This window comes from Tolypothrix sp. PCC 7712, from assembly GCF_025860405.1.
GTDB classification, from domain to species: Bacteria; Cyanobacteriota; Cyanobacteriia; order Cyanobacteriales; family Nostocaceae; genus Aulosira; species Aulosira diplosiphon.
This window is the reverse complement of sequence record NZ_CP063785.1, coordinates 864480-884000: the sequence shown is the minus strand read 5'-3', so window position 1 is coordinate 884000 and position 19521 is coordinate 864480. Positions and strand designations below refer to the sequence as shown.

Sequence of the window (19521 nt, the reverse complement as noted above, 5' to 3'; positions counted from 1 at the left end):
TCCCCTATGTAGTGATCTGTATACTGAATTTGTATGATTTGGTTGCGATCGACTCTAGGCCATCATCCTGAGTCAGCACATTTTTCTGGGGTGAGCGATACCTGGTATTTGGCTCCAACCCTGATGATTACGAGTACTGACCCTTCCCTACTGCTACCCCCTAGCTTCTATACCCTATTACCCAGATTCTATACCTAAAGTCAGGAAAAATCAGAAAAAATCAGGTAAATCCCAATAAAGGCAGTGAAAAAAGTAAATAGCCTTAAAATCAGCTTTATAAATGAAATCCCATCGTCAATAACTGGGGTTATCTATTTCTTACAGCCTTTGGGAGCCATAGATTTGACTTTTGAACAAGCAATGCTAGTTTTAGATCTAGTGTTACAGCACAAGCATTTAAGTGATATTCAAGAGTTAGTCCTCCGCCAGTCTTGGGAAGGTTACACTTATGCAGAGATAGCTCAAAGCTCAGGTTATGATGATGATTACATCCGAGATGTAGGCTTTAGGTTGTGGCAAACTCTCTCTAAAGCCTTGGGAGAGAATGTCAATAAAAGTAATATCAAATCTGTCTTGAGACGGCGTTATACTACGCTTCCGCAAAGCGAATTACAAGTATCTTCCGTAGCTATGAAACCAACCCCTCAAACTGGCCCACAACAAGATTGGGGCGAAGCTATTGATGTTTCTATCTTCTATGGACGCATACTAGAGCACGCTCAACTACAGCAATGGATTGTGCAAGAAAAATGCCGTTTAGTAGCTTTGCTAGGTATGGGAGGAGTGGGTAAAACAGCTTTATCTGTAAAATTAGCCCAACAGCTACAAAATGATTTTGATTACGTAATTTGGCGCAGTTTGCGAAATGCGCCACCGATCATGTCTCTGCTGAAAAATATCATTTTATTTCTTTCTCAACAGCAAGAAGCTAATATTCCAGAAACTGTAGAGGGGCATATTGATTGTTTAATGAAATATCTCCGTTCTCAACGTTGCCTAATAGTTTTAGATAATGCTGAATCAATTTTAGAAAGTGGCAAAGCTTCTGGTTACTATCGTTCGGGATATGAGGGATATGGGCAGCTTTTACGCAGGGTAGGTGATGAACGCCATCAAAGTTGTCTGCTATTTACTAGCCGCGAAAAACCCATTGGGTTTACAGCTAGAGAAGGTGCTAATTTACCAGTGCGATCGCTGCAATTAACTGGTTTGTCTTTAGCGGAATCCCAGCAAATTCTCAGCATTAAAGGATTAGTCAATGCCACTGATGAACGTGATAGTTTAATTCAGCGCTATACAGGTAATCCCCTAGCTTTAAAAATCGTTGCCACAACAATTCAATATTTATTTGATGGCAATATTTTACAATTTCTGCAGCAAGCTCCAGTAGTTTTTGGTGATATTAGAGAAATATTAGAGCAACAGTTTAATCGCTTGTCACCCAACGAAAAACAAGTGATGTACTGGCTATCCGTAAAACGAGAATGGGTAACCATCACGGAATTACAAGCAGATATTGTCCCGAGAATCTCGAAGCGGGAATTGCTAGAAGTATTGTTATCTTTGCAAGGGCGAACGCTAATTGAAAAACACTCAGGTAGTTATACTCAACAACCTGTAGTCATGGAGTATGTCACAGACCAATTGATTAAACAGGTATGTAGTGAAATAAATTCCGGAGAAATTGCATTATTTAATTCCTATGCTTTAATGACAGCGACAGCTAAAGATTATGTCAGAGAAAGTCAAAGGTGGGTAATTGTCGAACCAATATTGAATCGATTAAAAACTCGTTTCACAACTCCCTCAGCAATTGAAACCCGACTAAAAGAACTGATTGTCATCTTACAAGAAAATTTTTCTACAAAGCCTGGATATGCTGCTGGTAATATTATCAACCTACTGCGTCAGCTAAATATTGATTTTACAGGCTGGAATTTTTCTGGTTTAACTATTTGGCAAGCTTACTTCAAAGATGTAAATTTGCATCAAGTTAACTTGCAAAATACCAATTTAAAAAAATCAGCTTTTAATGAGGCTTTGGTAAAAATTGTCGTAGTAAAATTCAGTCCTCTCGGTCAGATTTTAGCATCTGGTGATGTTCATGGCAGAGTACACCTGTGGAATCTAGAAGATGGTCAACAACTGCGGAGTTTAGAAGGACATACTGCCTGGGTTTGGCAAATTAACTTCACCTCAGATGGTAAAACTATAGCAAGCTGCTGCGATCGCGGCATTATTCAACTTTGGGATGTAGAAACAGGGCAATGCCTACATACTGTACAACAAGATGAAATACGCGGTTGGTTATCCAGCTTTAATCCAGATTGCACCCTACTAGCTTGTAGTCGAACAGAACAAACAATCAAAATTTGGGATATTAGTACTGGTGATTGTGTAAAAACGCTGGAACAACAGGAAAGCAAAATTGGTGGGGTGGCTTTTAGTTCCAATGGGCAAATTCTTGCTAGTGGAAGTGAAGATGCAACAGTGAAACTCTGGGATTTGAGTACTGGTGATTGTCTTCATACCCTAAAGGGACACACTCAAGCAGTTTGGTCAGTTAGCTTCAGCCCTAACGGCAAAATTCTGGCCAGTGGTAGCCAAGACAAAACTGTAAAACTTTGGGATGTCAATAAGGGTAGATGCAAGAAAACTTTACAAGGGCCGCATATAGATATCGTATGGTCAATAGCTTTTAGTCCAGATGGGCAAACTTTGGCGATCGCAGGTGAAGCCCCTGTAATTAGTTTATGGGATGTCAACACAGGACAGTGTATTAAAACTTTATTAGGTCACACAACTCGTGTTTGGTCAGTTAACTTTAGTCCCGATGGGAAAATTATTGCTAGTGGTTCTGAAGACCAAAGTATTAGATTATGGGAAGTATCTACAGGACGATGCATCAAAACCTTACAAGGATATCCCAGTTTAATCGGCTCAGTAGTTTTCCATCCCGATGGTCAATCTTTGGTTAGTAATACAGGAAATACAATTAGATTTTGGGATTTTCCAGATGGGAATTGCTTAAAAAGTTTGTACGATCATTCTCGCGATGTTATGGCTTTAGCTTACAGTAGCGATGGGCAAACATTGGCAAGTAGTAGCGTAGATAGCACAATTCGGATTTGGAATGTCCAAACTGGAGAATGTCTCAAAATTTTAGCAGAACATAATAGTTTTATCTTTGCAGTGTCCTATAGCCACGACGATCAAACTCTGGCTAGCGCAGGCGCAGACAAGATGATCAAAATATGGGATATAAACACAGGACAATGTCTCAAAACTTTAGAAGGACATAATGGCTGGATATTTTCAGTTACCTGGAGTTCTGATGGTAAATTTTTAGCTAGTATGAGTGAAGATAGCATTCATTTATGGGATGCAAATACAAAGGAACTGATTCAAGTATTACCAGGACAATATGGTTTTATCGGGTCAATTGCTTTCAGTCCCAATAGTCAAATTTTAGTGACTGGGGATAAAGAATACAAAATTAAGTTTTGGGATCTTAGCACAGGGAACAGTTGGCAAACATCCCAGGGACATGAAGCTAACGTTACCGATGTGAAGTTTAGTCCCAATGGGGAGATGATTGCTAGTGTCAGCCACGACCAAACTGTCAAGCTTTGGGATACTCAGACAGGCGAATGTTTAAAAACACTGCGAGGACATAGTAATTGGATTTGGGCGATCGCATTTCATCCTCATAGACCAATTTTAGCCAGTGGTTCCCAAGATGAGACAATTCGCCTATGGGATATCGCTACAGGGGAATGCTTGCAAATTTTGCGATCGCCTCGTCCTTATGAAGGAATGAACATTCAAGGTATCACAGGTTTAACTACTACCCAAAAAGCAACTTTAAAAATTCTCGGCGCAGTTGAGTAGTTAGAAAATACGGATATTTAACCGCAGATAAACGCCGATGAACGCTGATTATTGCTCGGTGTTTATTGGAATTAGTATAATTTATCTTGTAATTAGGAACTACGAATTACGAATTACGAATTAGTAATTATTAGCGTTTCACCGGATTCATCCATGCTTCTAAACGACTAAATGCTTGGGAGGAAAGCAGCGTTAAGCATAGATAAACAATAGCAACAGCTATATAAATTTCAAAGGCGCGATAGTTATTTGCAACAATCAATTGTCCTTTACGGAATAATTCCTCAAAACCAATAACTGCAACTAAACTAGTATCTTTCAATAAACTAATAAATTCATTACCTAAAGGTGGAATCATCCGCCGCAAAGCTTGAGGAAAAATTACATAGCGCATGGTTTGTACCGCACTCAATCCGAGAGATTGTGCGGCTTCGGCTTGTCCTGGTTCAATTGATTGAATTCCCGCGCGGACAATTTCTGCAATGTAGGCGGCGCTATTTAATGTTAATGCAACTACTCCAGCGACTAAGCGATCAAATGAGAAAGTAAGACCCAATTCTTGCGCGATCGCAGGTATGCCAAAATAAATCATAAAAATCTGCACGAGTAAGGGAGTTCCGCGAAAGAAATCCACATAGGCCCTTGCTAGCCAACGCACAGGCTTAATCCGGGAAAGGCGGACAATACCAATCAGGGAACCACCTACTAAACCCAGCACTACAGAAAGTATTGTCAGTTGCAGTGTTACCAAGACTCCTTGTAAAAGAGTGGGCAAAGCCTGCAAAATCACATTAAATGAGGCAAATATTCCTGATGTTGCATTATTTTGGTTTTTAAAGTTTGTTGTAGCTGGTAAGGTTGGGGGTTCAGCTTTAAACCATTTTCGGTAAATTTGGGCATAAATGCCATTTTTCAGAATTTTATCAATCCCATCGTTGATTAATGCCAGATTGGGTGAGTTTTTTGGTGTGGCAATGCCGTAATATTCTTCTGTGAGCAATTGCTCTACTACTTTCAGCCCCTTAAGATTTCCTGTGTTAATGGCGTATAAAGTAACTGGGGCATCGTTAATTACTGCATCAACGTTACCATTCGCTAACTCTTGCAGGGCTAGAGGTGCAGAATCAAAACTGCGAATTTTTGCTCCGGGAATATCCTCAGCTTTTTTTGCGCCTGTAGTGCCGATTTGTACAGCAATTCTTTGATCTTTGAGACTATCAAAATTAGTAATATCTTGATTGTCGGTGCGAATAGCGATCGCTAACCCAGCTTTAAAATAAGGACGGGAAAAGGAAACAGTTTTTGCTCTTTCCTCAGTAATCGTAATTGAACTAATCGCCGCATCTACCGTTTTGGCTTGCAAAGCGGGGATAATGCCATCAAAAGGTATGCTCTGAAAATTAATTTTAAAATTAGCCGCAGTTGCGATCGCATTCATCAAATCAATAGAAAAACCTTGCGATTTACCGCCAGTTCCCAGAAACTCAAAAGGTGGAAATGCTGGTTCATTAGCTATCCGCAGAGTTTTTCCTACACTAGGATTAACACTACAGCCTACAAGTAACAATAAACTTAAAGCTGTAGCCACAAAAGAGTTTAGCCAACGTAACCAAGCAAATCCAGCCATATTTATTTTCCTTGAATTTTGATGACAGACGCGATTAATCGCCTCTCTGCGACTTTTGACTCTTTACCTTTAACTTTTATGAATAATTCCACACCTGCAATTATTTTTGAAAATATCGAAAAAAGCTTTGGTTCACTAAAAGTTCTCAAAGGAATCTCCGGCGAAATTAACCGGGGAGAAGTGGTTGCGGTGATTGGTTCTTCTGGCTGTGGTAAAAGCACTTTACTACGATGTTTCAATCGTTTAGAAAGTATAAATCATGGGCGTTTAGTCGTTAACGGTATCGACTTATCTCAGCCTGAAATTAGCTATATTCAATTGCGAGAACTCAGAACCCAAGTAGGGATGGTTTTCCAGCAATTTAACCTATTTCCTCATCTCAGTGTACTGGAGAATTTGACACTCTCCCCCCGCAAAGTTTTAGGGAAAACACCAAAAGAAAGCACCCAATTAGCAGGATTGTATCTGGAAAAAGTCGGTCTTTTTGATAAAGCATCTGCCTATCCTGAGCAACTATCTGGGGGACAAAAACAACGAGTAGCCATCGCCCGCAGTTTATGTATGAATCCTCAGATTATGCTATTTGATGAACCTACCAGTGCTTTAGATCCAGAGTTGGTCGGGGAAGTTTTGCAAGTCATGCAACAATTAGCCGCAGAAGGCATGACAATGGTGGTTGTTACCCACGAAATGCAATTTGCGAAAGAAGTAGCCCATCGGGTGGTATTTCTCGATCAAGGGCTGGTAGTAGAACAAGGTGTAGCCCATGAAGTTTTGACTCATCCCCAAAGCGATCGCCTGCGTACTTTCCTCAGCCGTCTCAATGCAGGTAAGCTGTAAATTACTGAGTAATAAACCGCCAGCTAAAAATAAATCGTAAAGAAATGCTGGGATTTTTTGATTTTATTTATCATAACTCAATACTCGATTAAGAATTAAAATAACCAGTGCTGTGTTGCAGCGATCGCATACCGTAAAAATAGATTTTAATTTAATTTTTCTTAATTATTTCAGTACTCAGTAATACTTAAAGATATTCACGTAGAAAGTCAAAAGGATCGTCTCCCCAACAAGGTTCAGGTATCATGAAGAGCAAGCTTTTCATAATATCCGCTTCAATTTCTTCACTATCTTCCCTGTCAAACAATTCTGTCATTGCTTTCCAGTCCCGTTCTTCCAAAGAAGTGATAGCCGGGGCATATATATTTACATTTCCTGGATAATTCACACGCTAAATTTAGAGTAGAATAAAGCGAAAAGTTAGTATATTTTGTTGATAAACAATCATATTCTAACTTGGACATTGAGCCTTAGACTGAAATCATAGCAATCCTCATATCGTCATCCTCCATTATTCTTAGAAAATTAATAATTCTCTAGCAATAACCACTAAAACACAAATATGTGAGTATTGCCCAGGTGGGGCTTAGGGATGTAGATGCATAGCACCTACTCTGCGAATTTTCCCCAGGAGTACTCGTAGGATGGGAGTTAACAGGAAATAGTTAGCTGTCTACAAGGTCACTTAGCATATTGAGGCGAACAGGTGGCTTATTTGGAAGCTCAACGGTAATAATGAGACTGCCGCCCATCGCGGCAATATAGTTTTGGAGAGTGGAAAGTAACATATCCGATTCTCTTTCCAGACGTGACACGTTCGACTGTGGCATTTCTAAGTTTTTAGAAATTTCCGCTTGTGTTAGTCCTGCTGCTTTTCGTAGCTCCTGCAAGGTGAGATATTCTACTTCTATTTCTTCCGCCCGCGCCTGTATGCGCTCCTTACGGTCTTCTGGCAAATTATCCCATATACTTTGTAAGATTTTCCCTTTAGTCATTGTTCTTCCTCTTGTAACTGGGTCAAATGATTGTCAAAGCGTTCATCGGCCTTTTTGATCAGTTGCTTGTAAAATCGTTTTTCACTCGTCCCAGATTTATCGCCAGCGACCAGTACAATGGCTTGACGTTGCGTGCGGATCGAAGGCAAAGGCCGCGCGCCACACACCATTATCTGCTGTAAATCGCAACTCTTTCATATTTGCGTGTTTAGAAGCTTTAAGTGTGTCTACATGGGGTCTACCTAGCAGAGGCCCATACTTTTCCAACAAGACTATTTCGGCTAATAAACCATCCTGCACCGCTTCGTCAAACTCTAAGAATTCCTGTGCAAATAAAGGATGTAATTCAACATTCCAGCACATGCCAATAACTTATCATACATGATATATATCATCAATGATATTATTATTCGTGCTTGTTAAAGAGACCAAGATATGAAAGTCAGGATACTGAAAATAATTCCTTGTCTACGGACTCAACCAATTCCACTGCAAAAACTTCCGCAAAGGACTTTGCTATCTGGGGACGTACTTGTTCGCAGGTAATGTCAGGAATCCATGCAGCTAGACTGGCTACAGGTTTATCGGCTATACCGCAGGGGACAATTTGACTAAAGCCTGTCATCTCAGGACAGACGTTAAAAGCAAAGCCGTGCATTGTAATCCAACGGCTGACTTTAATACCAATCGCTGCAATTTTACGTCCTTCTACCCAAACACCTGTAAAACCGGGAATTCGTTCGCCTTGCAAATTGTAAACGGCTAGTACCCGAATTAAAACTTCTTCTAGTTGGCGCAAGTACCAATGCAAGTCTTTTTGATGGCGTTGCAGATTTAAAATTGGATACCCTACGAGTTGACCCGGACAATGGTAAGTAACTTCGCCGCCACGTTCAATTCTATGGACTTCAAATTTAGTTTGCTCAGGGTCAAATTTGAGAAAATCTAATTTAGCTCCTTGTCCCAAAGTATAGACAGGAGGATGCTCTAGCAAAATTAGCACGTCATCGAGCTGAGGATTTTGGATGCGATCGCTCATCAGCGAACGTTGCCATTCTAGCGCCTCAATATAAGGCAGTAATCCCTGGTTATATAACAAACAACGATGATGATGCATTTGCTTACTACGGATTAGAGCAAAAATCAACTGGTTTTGGAACGAAATATATTGCAAGTAGACTGGTTTGAGTCAACAATTGTCAAGCTATGCAAAGGATTTTAAAGGAACATCAAGGGAATTGGCTTTAGAAAATACAAAGTGCTAGTTTGAATATATAACCTCGAATGGTTCTAGGAGGAATCTTCTGCAATAAGCATCACGCCAACACAAGAAGAAGAAATGCACTGGCTGATGACGTCTAAATAAATTGTTTGCATCGACAACACAAATATTCTCTATCCCACGTGAGCAAACTACCTGTAATATTAGCGGAACAACTACTTCTATTTATGTAAAGATTGTTCCAAAATTCCCAGCAGGTAAAGGATAAGCTGCTCAGACTACCTCAATACAGGTATCTCGCTTTGGTTAACTAATTGCCTGACAACCAGTTATCAACCGATGCAGAGATAGAGAAAATCATTAAGTGGAACGCGCAATCATAAACGAAGATACAACAATGATGATGGTAGGCGTAACGGTAGTACATAAAAAACTTCAAATATTGTATTGGCGGCAGTGATAGACCTTACCGCAATTTCGTTACAAAACCAAACCAATTCATATTAAATATTTGAGCGGGAGAGTTTACATGAAGCTTGTCATCCACGGCAAAAATATTGAAATTACCGATGCGATTCGGGAATATGTGCATCAAAAAATCGAAAAAGCAGTTAGTCACTTTCAGAACATCACCAATGAAGTGGATGTGCATTTAAGCGTAGCTCGCAATCCCCGAATTAACCCCAGACAGGCGGCTGAAGTGACTATTTATGCCAATGGTAACGTCATCCGTGCCGAGGAAAGCAGCGAGAATCTATATGCCAGTATTGACTTGGTAGCAGATAAAATTGCTCGTCAACTGCGTAAGTATAAAGAAAGACGACATGATAAGAAAACTCAGAGTCAACCTACTAATGAGTTAGTAGTTCCCCAACCAGTAGTTGCAGATTTAATTGGCGATCGCACTCCAGAATTACCCAATGAGATTGTCCGCACCAAGTACTTCTCAATGCCGCCAATGACTGTTACAGAAGCGTTGGAACAACTCCAACTGGTAGGACATGACTTTTATATGTTCCTCAATTCTGAAACAGGTGAAATTAACGTCATTTATGAACGTAACCACGGTGGTTACGGTGTAATTCAACCACGTCATAATAACGGCCATACCAACGGTCATAGCAATGGTAAAAATGGCAAGACAGCTAATGCTAATTTTGTCATTTCCGAAAAACCGTTTTTGGCTAAATGAGCAACCGGGGATTGGTTACTAAGAAATATAACAGCAACGTCAGGCACGGAGGATAACAAGACAAGCAATATAAGAAGGACAAGGGAGTGTTTCCCCTTGTCCTTCTCTCTTTTTAAGAATTGTTGACGGTTGACTGCTGACAGTTCACAGTTAACCGTCAACAGTTAACCGTCAACAGTCAACAGTCAACAGTCAACAGTCAACAGTCAACAGTCAACAGTCAACAGTCAAAAACTTCAAGCTGAATAATTGATTTTTTGAAGTCGCTTAGACAGCTTGCAGTTGCTGCAGCTTTTTCAAAGCCTCGTCAACATGGCCTTGAAAGTTAAACATCGAATCAAAAACATATTGCACAACTCCCTGTTGGTCAATTACATAGGTGACTCGTCCAGGTAATAAACCAAAGGCGGCTGTTGCACCATATTCCTTACGAACTTTGTCGCCTTTGTCACTCAGTAGAATAAACGGTAAATTGTACTTGGCAGCAAATTGCTGGTGTGATTGATTAGAATCCCCACTCACGCCAATCACCTCAGCGCCAGCATTTTTAAACACTTCATAGCGATCGCGAAAAGCACAAGATTCAGCCGTACATCCCGGTGTATCATCCTTGGGATAAAAGTACAGCACAACAGCACTTTTACCGCGAAAATCTCTCAGGTTAACGGTTTCACCATTTTGAGCAGGTAAGCTGAAATCAGGAGCAGTATCTCCAACTTTAACTGGCATAGTCTTAAAAAAAATTAATACTCAAGTTTCAAACACTATTAGGGATTCTAATTGATTGCAGAGAATTTTGTTTAGTTTTGTAACTGGAGTACTGCTAGATATTTCCTTAAAAGCCTTATGGGAGCTAGACTCTAGCAAACATATTCTGATTTTGGCTTGACGCTCAATGTTTGCCTGAGAGTTCTTGGTGGAGTGGAAAATGTGATGCGATCGCAACTTTTACCTGGATGACAAAATCAGCGTAGCTTTATCTGTGCAAAAATCCCGGCATAGCTGAATTTGAGTTTAAAAAATTTTAACTTCTGTGTTTGTCTAGATATTTTCCTTGCTCGTCAGCACTAGCAGGAGTAATGTTAGATCTCTAAAGACAAATTTCTGTTTATGCGCCTGACCTCACTAGATGTTTTTCGTGGCATTACTATCGCCGGAATGATTCTCGTCAATATGGCGGGAGTTGCTGATGATAAATATCCTCCCTTAGACCATGCTGCATGGAATGGCTGCACACCAACGGATTTGGTGTTTCCCTTCTTCTTATTCATTATTGGTGTGGCGATGACTTTCTCGCTGTCAAAATACACCGAAGGCGACAAACCACAATCGGCAGTTTACTGGCGGATTTTGCGCCGTGCGGCAATTCTCTTCGCTTTGGGTTTATTGCTCAACGGCTTTTGGAATAAGGGTATTTGGACTTTTGATTTCAGTAGCATCCGGTTGATGGGAGTGTTGCAACGCATCGGTTTGGCTTATCTATTTGCTTCCTTAATAGTCCTGAAGTTACCGCGTAAGGCTCAATGGATATTCGCCGCCGCCATACTCATTGGCTATTGGCTGGCGATGATGTATGTACCCGTACCCGGTTATGGTGCTGGCGTTCTCACCAGGGAAGGTAACCTTGGCGCATATATTGACCGCTTAATTATACCGAAAGCACATCTGTACAAGGGTGATGGCTTTAACTTCATGGGCGATCCAGAGGGAATTTTTAGTACTATTCCTGCAATTGTTAGCGTATTAGCTGGCTACTTTGCAGGTAATTGGATACGTTCTCAAACAGTACAATCACGTATAAGTATTGGTTTAGCTTTATTTGGTATTGGTTGCTTAATTGTAGGTTGGGCGTGGGGATGGACATTTCCCATCAACAAAAAAATTTGGACGAGTTCCTATGTTGTCTTTACTAGCGGTTGGGCGTTGCTTTTGTTAGCCACTTGTTACGAACTCATCGAAGTTAGGCAGATACGTCGCTGGAGTAAACCATTTGAGATTATGGGACTAAATGCGATCGCGCTTTTCGTTGCTTCAGTCTTACTGATTAAAATCTTCGTGAGAACCAACATCGGTACTGGTGATAATGCTCCCACTACCTACGATTGGATTTACCAAAATGTGTTCGCTTCCTGGGCTGGAACTTTCAACGGTTCACTATTATTTGCCCTTGTCACCGTTTTATTTTGGTGGGTAGTTGCGGTAATTATGTATCGCCAACGCTGGTTTTTGAAAGTGTAAAAATAATTTGTAATTCGTAATTCGTAATTCGTAATTTTGAAATTTAAGGGTATGTTCGCCATCAGCCTTAACGCACCAAAAACCCTGGCAGAGGTGATTTACGCTGATATACCCTATGTGCATTTCAACCATCAAATAACTGAAAAACAAAGCCTGCGATCGCAGGCTTTGTTGGTTTAACTTCACGCGGTTTCAGCTTACAGTTTGATTGTCACTGTTTTAATTTCGGTGTATTGTTGCAAGCCATACTCACCTAATTCTCGACCAATACCTGACTGCTTAAAGCCACCAAAAGGTGCAGCAGCGTCAAATACGTCGTAGCAGTTTACCCACACAGTACCAGCACGCACATTATTTGCGATCGCATGGGCTTTAGTAATATCCTGAGTCCACACGGCGGCGGCGAGTCCATACATGGTGTTATTTGCCCGCTCAATTACCTCATCAATATCCTTAAATTTCAGGATAATAGTCTCTTGCTGCAATATTAATCGCAATCTTATCTGTATTTGCTATTAAAACAAAATTCCAAACATTCTTGTTGTGCTTTTTGAAAGAAATTTTGTTGAATATTTACAAAGTCACGGAAGCCAATAAATGCAAGCTCTTGAACATCTATTTGAATATGGCTCAAATATCTTATTGCTAAGTTCAAAGCTTCTAAAGCAGCATCTGCATGTTTTTTGTCAACACCATAATTGTTATAATTACCATGAATAACAACCCAATACCAAGAACTAATTTTTTTACTAGAAAAATCTATTTTCCCATTGGTATCTTTTAAGTATTTATCAAATGCTAATCCCGAATTTTCCTGACGTACAATTTTATCAATAATTGAGTATTCACGGTGAGCAAGTATTTCCGAGGCGATGTGGAAACCTATAGATTTTATTAGCGCCTCAATATTACCTGGAATTCCTTGGTATCCTTCTACAAACTGATTGATTAAGGTTGCTAGCCAATCAGGCGTTTTAGCAAATTCATTCCTTTGTTGTGCATTCAAACAAGCATAGCTACCAATAGCTTTTAGAGTTGCTTGTGCTAAAGTGCGATGTGCAAAATATTTTTGATGTTTATCAGAATGTTCCTCAATAGCAGCCTCTAAAACTTTTGCAGCAACCTCCATTCCTCGGTCTGCTTCATCGTCAATTGAACAATTTGGTTCTCGAAAAAATTCACGCGATAAACCAATTGAACTTGCTAATCTTGCAACACATGAACCAGCGACTCCATTAAAATAAGTATATCGCTGCATAAATAAGTAAAAAACATCGGGACGTTCATACGCTAAACGGCAAGATATTTCTACTGTTTTATCTAGCACAGAAAAATTAAAATAGTTGTCAAATTCTTGTTGGCTAAGAAAAGATTTTGCTGTTAAAATCACCATCACTGATGCTCCAAAAACGGAAGGATTAAGGTCATCTAAAAAATCGCTAAAAGCTTTACAAAATAAGCGTTAGAAGTGATTTCTGTAATTCTCAACAACAATAATAAAATGCCTATTATTTCGCAGTTTATTGCGATTAAATATATTTAAATCTGAAAGTCGCTCTCAGACTAGCATCAAAGTGACTGAACTCTTACCAAAAAACTATCTTAAAATTGTAAGATAATTATTTATTTCTATGTTTGATTATTATCTAATAATTTAGAATATTTTGTCAATTATGTTATTTCTATCTATCTATTCTGAAAAGTTTTGTGAATTTTGTATAATTAATTTAAAGAAAAAATTATTTTTGTAAATTAACTATTCATTTTATTAATCTTACTAGCAGATGTTTGCTTTTTATTTACTCATACTATCGCATAAAGCATTTATGAGCAAAAAAATTATAAGCAATAAGCTAAATATGGTTGAGATTCATCGCTTATTGATTTAGATACCTCAGAAAAATTGCAAGTAGCAGGGGAAGCGTTAGTACAAATAGTGCGACTTAGAAATAATTCGCTATACTGGTTTAGGTGTGGTTATGGGCAATGCACATATATTAATGAAAGATGAAGTAATGAAAGATGAAGCTGATTGGGTTGCCCCAAAAATGGAAGAGGATAAAGCAGCTTACGTAATCGCAAAATTTTTTTTGAATCAATCTTACACGTTGCCTGCGGTGGCAAATTTCAAAAGTCTATTTTTTGAGTATGAAATTTTTTATTAATAAGTAGCTTATGGCAGGCGTAATTATTACAGGTGGGAATTCTGGGATTGGTAGAGCAACTGCAATTTTATTTGCACAGAAAGGTTATCAAGTAACCATCGCGGCAAGGCGATTAGAGGCACTGATAAAAGTGCAGCAAGAAATCAAAGAATTTGGGGGCGATTGTTCAATTATCCCTACCAATGTTTCTATTGCAGAGGAAGTTGAGAAATTGATGGAACATGCGATTTCTCAATGGGGGACAATCGACGTGGTTATCAATGCAGCGGGGGTTCTTCATTCAGGAACTATCTTGGATACTGATGAAGCAGCTTGGGATCGCATAATTGATATCAATCTCAAAGGTACATTTTTAGTTAATCAAGCAGCATTACGTCATATGCTACCTCGAAAGTCAGGGTCGATTGTGAATGTGGCTTCGGATTTAGGTGTTACAGGAGGACGTAATATCGCTGCCTATTGTGCTTCTAAAGGTGGAGTTGTGTTACTTACTAAAGCGATGGCTTTAGACCATTCTCACGAAGGTGTACGAGTAAATGTACTTTGTCCTGGTGTTGTAACAACACCGATGATTGCTGAAGTAGATGAAGCCGAACGAGCGCAATGGGAAAGTGTTGTTCCTCTAAAACGTTTTGCTACAGCACAAGAAGTGGCTGAAGCTGCTTACTTTTTAGCTCATTCTCAATATGCAACGGGAAGTTGTTTATTGCTTGATGGAGGAAATACAGCAGGTGGAGCCGTTTAACTATACGACTATCGTCTTCGTTTCGGAATTGAAAGCAGCTATCGGATGAAAAATCAATGCCGGATTAAAACTACTATCAAAAATCCCATTATTCGGCTTCTGTTTGTTGGTCTAGCTTTTTTAATTATTAATATTTGGATTTATTTAGTATGGCATTATCTCAGTCGTTTAAAAAGAAGTACTAGACAAGTTTTTTCTCACTTATTTACTCTCAAACAAATGCTTGAATTTTTACGCCAAGCAGTAGACCGCAACTATGGGGTAGCCTGCGAAGTTTATTTACCGTCTGGCTGATGTTAGTTGCTTGGTATTTGGAGGATTTTAATAAGCTAAAGTTATCATTTATTCAAGTCTTTCAGCTTTTGCACTTTTCTCCAAAAACGGTATCACAGACTACTATTTTTTAGCGATCGCCAAACTTTTCGGTCTACTGACAGTAAAAATTGGTCATCCGTAAAAATTCTGTTACCAAAACTGTTACGAGCGTATTATTTGCGATCGCCTACTTTATGATGATCTGTAGTTAAGCTCCTCACACACACTTACAGCCGTGGAACTTTATGTTTCACGGTCTTTTCCTCTAAGTGACAAATTCTTGTCGTTGTTATTTCACGAAGAGGCTCATATAAAAGGTTCAAATCACTTAATTAAGCTAAAATAATCAACAAAATAAACCTTTTTATTGAAGGTAGAGTCATGCAATTAGAAGATTATTTTGACTTTCTCTCATCTGATGATATTCGCCTCAAAGGACACCGCGTTGGTATAGACAATGTAATTGATTACTATTTAGAAGGATATACACCAGAAGAAATAGCTGCGAACTTACCTGATATCAGCTTAGAGCAAATTTACGCGACTATTACTTATTATTTACATAATCGCACTGAAATTGATACCTATATTTCACGCTTGGCAAAGTGGAGAGAAGAACGTTATCAAAAATCAATTGCTCATCCCTCACCTTTAGCAGAACGCTTAAGAAAATTGAAACTTACAAAATCTGAACAGCAGGTAAATCAGTTGTGAAGGTACGTTTTTTATTAGATGAGAATTTGCCTCCACGTTTAAAGTTAGCGGTTTTAAGGTTGAATCCTGAGATAGATATTGTGCGTGTGGGTGAAGACAATGCACCAGCAACAGGTACTTTAGATCCTGATGTTTTGCTTTATCTGAAATTATCTCAAAGAATTTTGGTAACAGATAATCGTGCTAGTATGCCAGGACATTTAGAAACACATTGGGCTAAAGGTGAACATATTTGGGGTTTACTGTGGTTACGTCCTCGCACACCAATAGGAAGGATAGCGCAAGAACTTGTGTTTGTTTGGGAAGCTACTGAAGCCGAAGAATGGATTGATAAATTGGAATGGATTCCATTTTAGTACAAGTCCAAAGACGTGATTTAGTTAGATATTGAGAAAAAAGCGATCGCTTTTTTATTTCACGCAAAGGAAGAGAGAAAGGGCGATCGCTTTTGATTTATAAAGTAAAAATCAATACACGAAGAGATTATTTAGAGGATAAATTGTTTCTGCTCAGATAAGCCTTACTAAGGGTTTCCTGTACTTTTGGCTAAGGATAATTACTGAGGCATTTTAACATTATATGATCGAAAATTGTTGATGGTTGGCAATAATATCTGGATTTAGCAGTTTGGTAAAGCTTCTAGATAGTCTTGTCATGAAATCACAAGTACTTATCTAACTGGAGAAAATCTTGAATACTTACACAATAATTATGCTAGGCCCATCTGGATCTGGCAAGACAGTTTTTTTAGCGAGTATGTATAAGAAGCTATCCACTCAGGGAGAGCATGGCTTCTTTTTAGAAGTTGATGGAGCAGAAAAAAGAAAGCGGCTGAACAACATCTATACACAAATTGCTGTTGACGAGAAATGGCCTAAAGGGACAACGTATAGCGAAATTTCAGAATGGACTTTTACTTGTCGTGTTCAGACAGAAAACTTACCAATTTATTCAGCTTGCAAATTTGCATATTTGGATTATGCTGGTGGCAGACTAACGTAAGGATTCAGGTGGCAGAGTATTGACAAAGGGATCGCTTGAGGAGGAGTATCACAGATATGAACCAAAACCTGCCTCAAGATTTAGACCGGGAAAGCTTGAACCAGTTATCGAAACAAGAACTGGTAGAGATAATCATTGAGCAGAGCAAGGTAATAGGTGAATTACAGAAAACAGTATTAGAACTACAGCAAGAAATAGAACGTTTAAAAGTCAGCAGAGATTTAGACAGCAAAACCTCATCTAAGCCGCCATCAGGGGACATCCTCAAAAAGAGTGAAAACAAAAAAGCAGCACCGCAAGAAGAATCAAATCATCCCAAAAGAAAGCCAGGTGGGCAACCAGGGCATCAAGGTAAGACCCGTAAGGGTTTTGGTAGAGTAGATCGTTGTGAAATCTTACGTCCAAGTGATTGTGTCTGTTGTGGTCAAAAAGCGTTTGCGGCTGTGGCAGTAAAAGTAGAAAAACAGTCTGTAGCGCAACTAGTGGAGCGTCCCATTGAAATAGTTGAGTATCAACGCCATACGTGCCAGTGTGAGTACTGTGGCAATATACAAACAGCCTCCTGGTCACAAGATATCATCCCAGGACAGGATTTAGGGATTTCTTTACAGGCATTTTTAGGATGGGCAAATAATTATGCACATATGCCCTATGAAAAACAGCAAGAAATGTTGTGGGAGTTAGGTCAAATTGAAATTGGGCTGGGAACTTTAGTCACCACAAATGAACGAATTCAAACAGCGATTCAACCAAGCATTACTGAGTTAAGTAATTGGGTAAAACAGACACAACCTAACATTCATGTGGATGAAACACCTTGGTCTGTCAAGGGAGTTAAAGAATGGTTGTGGGTAGTTGCCAATTCTGAGTTTTGCCTGTTTACTGCTGCTGACACTCGTTCCAGAGCAGAACTAGAAGCCATTTTAGGGGCTAAATATACAGGGGTAATCAGCAGCGATGATTTTAGTGTTTACAATGGCTATGCGGTGCCTGAGCAGCAGAAATGTTTGGCTCATCTACGCCGTCACTTCAAAAAACTAATTCAACTTCCAGGTCTTCACAACCAAGCTATTGGTGAAGCATTTGTGGATTTAATTGATGAAGCTTTTGGAAATTATGCCCAATGGTTTGAGACTCTTGACTGCGCCAGTTATAACGATTGGGTCAATCAATTCAAATCTAAATTGCAACAAACACTTGATGACTGGATTAACTTAGCCGGAGCTACAGCAGGAAACCTTTTACGTTCCTTGCGCGATAAAGCCTCCCAATGGTGGTATTTCCTTGACAACCCTGAAGTTCCTCCTGATAACAATCAAGCCGAGCGATCGCTGCGTTTGGCTGTGACAAAACGTAAAGTTAGTGGTGGTTCCCGTTCGATGGAGCGGTTTCAACATACTGCCAATTTGTTGACGGTGGTTCAAACCTGTCGTCGTCAAAGTCTGTCTGTTATTGATTTTTTTGTACAAGCACTAATTGCTGACTCTATTAATTCTCAGTCTCGCCCTTCTCTAGTTCCTCAATTTTAGACCTGAATCCTTACGAATGCCAAACCCTAAAGCCATATATTTTAGGTATTAAGCAGACATATACACAACAACAAGTATTAGTCGAACAAAGGGATAATTCATGGGATGTATCTACTTATAGATTTACAGGTGAAATTAGTTCAGTTGCCTTTTTCCCCAATGATAATTGCATTGCTATTCGACAACATAATATAATTCTTGTCTGGAATTTGAATGAAAAACGAATAGTTAATGAATTCTCAAGTGAAAAGAGAAGTTCTAGTGGTTATCCTGCTCCACTCGTTATCAATCCGACTGGAGAATTTATTGCTAGTGCCATGATTGAAGATATAGATCAAAATTTTGTTAAATTATGGAATGTAAATACAAAGCAAGTCAAAGACCTTGGTGAACACCTATGGAATGGTCTTCATAGAGTTAGAGCAATAGCTTTTACCCCGGATAGTAAAATTGTTGCTAGTGGTGGTGGAGATAAGACTATTCAACTATGGGATGCTAAAGAAGAACGGTTAGAACTTGGTAAACTTACTGGACATTCTAGTGAAGTCAGATGTCTAGTGATTTCTCCAGATGGGGAAATTCTTGTGAGTGGTGATGGACACGGAGTTATTAAATTTTGGAATTTGAGAACAAAAAGAGAAATTCGCAGTATACAAGCCAGTTCATTGCCTGTTCGCTCACTAGCATTTAGCCCAGATAGTCAAATGCTGGTTAGTGGTAGTGATGACTATAGCATCAAACTTTGGAATGCAAAGACAGGAAGAGAAAATTGTACGCTTGGACAGCACTCAGCCTCAGTGAACTCAGTAGCTTTTAGTCCTGATGGTGAGATAATTGTCAGTGGAAGTGATGACTGTAAAATCCAAATTTGGCAATTAAAAAGTCAATCTGCTATTTCCGTTCTTTCTGGACACACTAGCGCAATCACATCAGTAGCTTTTAGTCCTGATGGTAAAACTATTGTTAGTGGTAGTAAGGATTGTACAGTTAGACTGTGGCAGCATATCTAAAGCGTTGTTAATCTCTGTAAACCACTACCCGTAATA

General features: G+C 39.3%; 20 protein-coding genes and 1 pseudogene. 13 read left to right on the top strand and 8 right to left on the bottom strand.

The features are described 5' to 3' along the window. Positions 1-342 precede the first annotated feature (342 nt). The gene (locus HGR01_RS03465; protein WP_081584079.1) at positions 343-3891 is read left to right on the top strand and encodes an NB-ARC domain-containing protein; all 3549 of its coding nucleotides are present in this window, start codon (positions 343-345) and stop codon (positions 3889-3891) included. Positions 3892-4021: 130 nt separating this feature from the next. Here the strand turns inward: HGR01_RS03465 and HGR01_RS03460 are convergent, their stop codons facing one another. Next, entirely contained in the window at positions 4022-5518 is a 1497-nt protein-coding gene (locus tag HGR01_RS03460; RefSeq protein WP_045872037.1) for an ABC transporter permease subunit, read from the bottom strand. A 78-nt stretch (positions 5519-5596) separates the two neighbouring features. Between HGR01_RS03460 and HGR01_RS03455 the strand changes: the two genes are divergently transcribed. Continuing rightward, complete coding sequence (locus HGR01_RS03455) at positions 5597-6358, top strand: amino acid ABC transporter ATP-binding protein (protein ID WP_045872144.1); 762 nt, start codon at positions 5597-5599, stop codon at positions 6356-6358. A 187-nt stretch (positions 6359-6545) separates the two neighbouring features. On the opposite strand, the gene HGR01_RS03450 is transcribed toward HGR01_RS03455, so the two are convergent. From HGR01_RS03450 to lipB, 4 genes and pseudogenes are all read right to left on the bottom strand, one after another. Then, entirely contained in the window at positions 6546-6746 is a 201-nt protein-coding gene (locus tag HGR01_RS03450) for a hypothetical protein (RefSeq protein WP_045872036.1), read from the bottom strand. A 277-nt stretch (positions 6747-7023) separates the two neighbouring features. Beyond that, entirely contained in the window at positions 7024-7353 is a 330-nt protein-coding gene (locus tag HGR01_RS03445) for an XRE family transcriptional regulator (protein ID WP_045872035.1), read from the bottom strand. Further along, positions 7350-7716: pseudogene (locus HGR01_RS03440) on the bottom strand (type II toxin-antitoxin system RelE/ParE family toxin). Before HGR01_RS03440 ends, HGR01_RS03445 begins: the two are co-directional and overlap by 4 nt. Positions 7717-7795: 79 nt before the next feature. Next, positions 7796-8470, bottom strand: a complete 675-nt coding sequence (gene lipB / locus HGR01_RS03435; RefSeq protein ID WP_045872143.1) for a lipoyl(octanoyl) transferase LipB — start codon at positions 8468-8470, stop codon at positions 7796-7798. A gap of 634 nt (positions 8471-9104) precedes the next feature. Between lipB and hpf the strand changes: the two genes are divergently transcribed. Next, entirely contained in the window at positions 9105-9767 is a 663-nt protein-coding gene (gene hpf, locus HGR01_RS03430; RefSeq protein WP_045872034.1) for a ribosome hibernation-promoting factor, HPF/YfiA family, read from the top strand. Positions 9768-10034: 267 nt separating this feature from the next. Here the strand turns inward: hpf and HGR01_RS03425 are convergent, their stop codons facing one another. After that, positions 10035-10496, bottom strand: coding sequence for a peroxiredoxin (locus tag HGR01_RS03425; RefSeq protein WP_045872033.1), 462 nt, complete (start codon positions 10494-10496; stop codon positions 10035-10037). 381 nt (positions 10497-10877) lie between these two features. Between HGR01_RS03425 and HGR01_RS03420 the strand changes: the two genes are divergently transcribed. Together HGR01_RS03420 and HGR01_RS03415 are read left to right on the top strand one after the other, a co-directional pair. Further along, positions 10878-12005, top strand: coding sequence for an acyltransferase family protein (locus tag HGR01_RS03420; protein ID WP_045872032.1), 1128 nt, complete (start codon positions 10878-10880; stop codon positions 12003-12005). 36 nt (positions 12006-12041) lie between these two features. Then, complete coding sequence (locus tag HGR01_RS03415; RefSeq protein WP_168161004.1) at positions 12042-12185, top strand: hypothetical protein; 144 nt, start codon at positions 12042-12044, stop codon at positions 12183-12185. 17 nt (positions 12186-12202) lie between these two features. On the opposite strand, the gene HGR01_RS03410 is transcribed toward HGR01_RS03415, so the two are convergent. Next, a complete protein-coding gene (locus HGR01_RS03410) occupies positions 12203-12490 on the bottom strand; it encodes an aldehyde dehydrogenase family protein (RefSeq protein ID WP_304412434.1) in 288 nt (95 codons plus the stop codon). A 14-nt stretch (positions 12491-12504) separates the two neighbouring features. Beyond that, positions 12505-13398, bottom strand: coding sequence for a hypothetical protein (locus HGR01_RS03405; protein WP_045872030.1), 894 nt, complete (start codon positions 13396-13398; stop codon positions 12505-12507). A gap of 586 nt (positions 13399-13984) precedes the next feature. Between HGR01_RS03405 and HGR01_RS03400 the strand changes: the two genes are divergently transcribed. The 8 genes from HGR01_RS03400 to HGR01_RS03365 all read left to right on the top strand — a co-directional run bounded on the left by HGR01_RS03400 (position 13985) and on the right by HGR01_RS03365 (position 19485). Continuing rightward, positions 13985-14170, top strand: coding sequence for a hypothetical protein (locus HGR01_RS03400; RefSeq protein ID WP_096622000.1), 186 nt, complete (start codon positions 13985-13987; stop codon positions 14168-14170). A gap of 10 nt (positions 14171-14180) precedes the next feature. After that, positions 14181-14915 (top strand): SDR family NAD(P)-dependent oxidoreductase, encoded by a 735-nt coding sequence (locus tag HGR01_RS03395; protein WP_045872029.1) that lies wholly within the window; start codon positions 14181-14183, stop codon positions 14913-14915. Between the two features lie 45 nt (positions 14916-14960). Continuing rightward, complete coding sequence (locus HGR01_RS03390) at positions 14961-15209, top strand: hypothetical protein (RefSeq protein ID WP_228045583.1); 249 nt, start codon at positions 14961-14963, stop codon at positions 15207-15209. A 402-nt stretch (positions 15210-15611) separates the two neighbouring features. Then, positions 15612-15944, top strand: a complete 333-nt coding sequence (locus tag HGR01_RS03385; protein ID WP_045872028.1) for a DUF433 domain-containing protein — start codon at positions 15612-15614, stop codon at positions 15942-15944. Continuing rightward, positions 15941-16300 carry a DUF5615 family PIN-like protein gene (locus HGR01_RS03380; RefSeq protein WP_045872027.1) on the top strand — a complete coding sequence of 120 codons (360 nt, stop codon included), beginning with the start codon at positions 15941-15943 and terminating at the stop codon, positions 16298-16300. The genes HGR01_RS03385 and HGR01_RS03380 overlap by 4 nt, the downstream gene beginning before the upstream one ends. 355 nt (positions 16301-16655) lie before the next feature. Further along, positions 16656-16946, top strand: coding sequence for a hypothetical protein (locus HGR01_RS03375; protein WP_045872026.1), 291 nt, complete (start codon positions 16656-16658; stop codon positions 16944-16946). Positions 16947-17002: 56 nt separating this feature from the next. Beyond that, the gene (tnpC, locus tag HGR01_RS03370; RefSeq protein ID WP_045868690.1) at positions 17003-18475 is read left to right on the top strand and encodes an IS66 family transposase; all 1473 of its coding nucleotides are present in this window, start codon (positions 17003-17005) and stop codon (positions 18473-18475) included. Between the two features lie 209 nt (positions 18476-18684). Beyond that, complete coding sequence (locus HGR01_RS03365; RefSeq protein WP_155539422.1) at positions 18685-19485, top strand: WD40 repeat domain-containing protein; 801 nt, start codon at positions 18685-18687, stop codon at positions 19483-19485. The last annotated feature ends 36 nt before the right edge of the window (positions 19486-19521 follow it).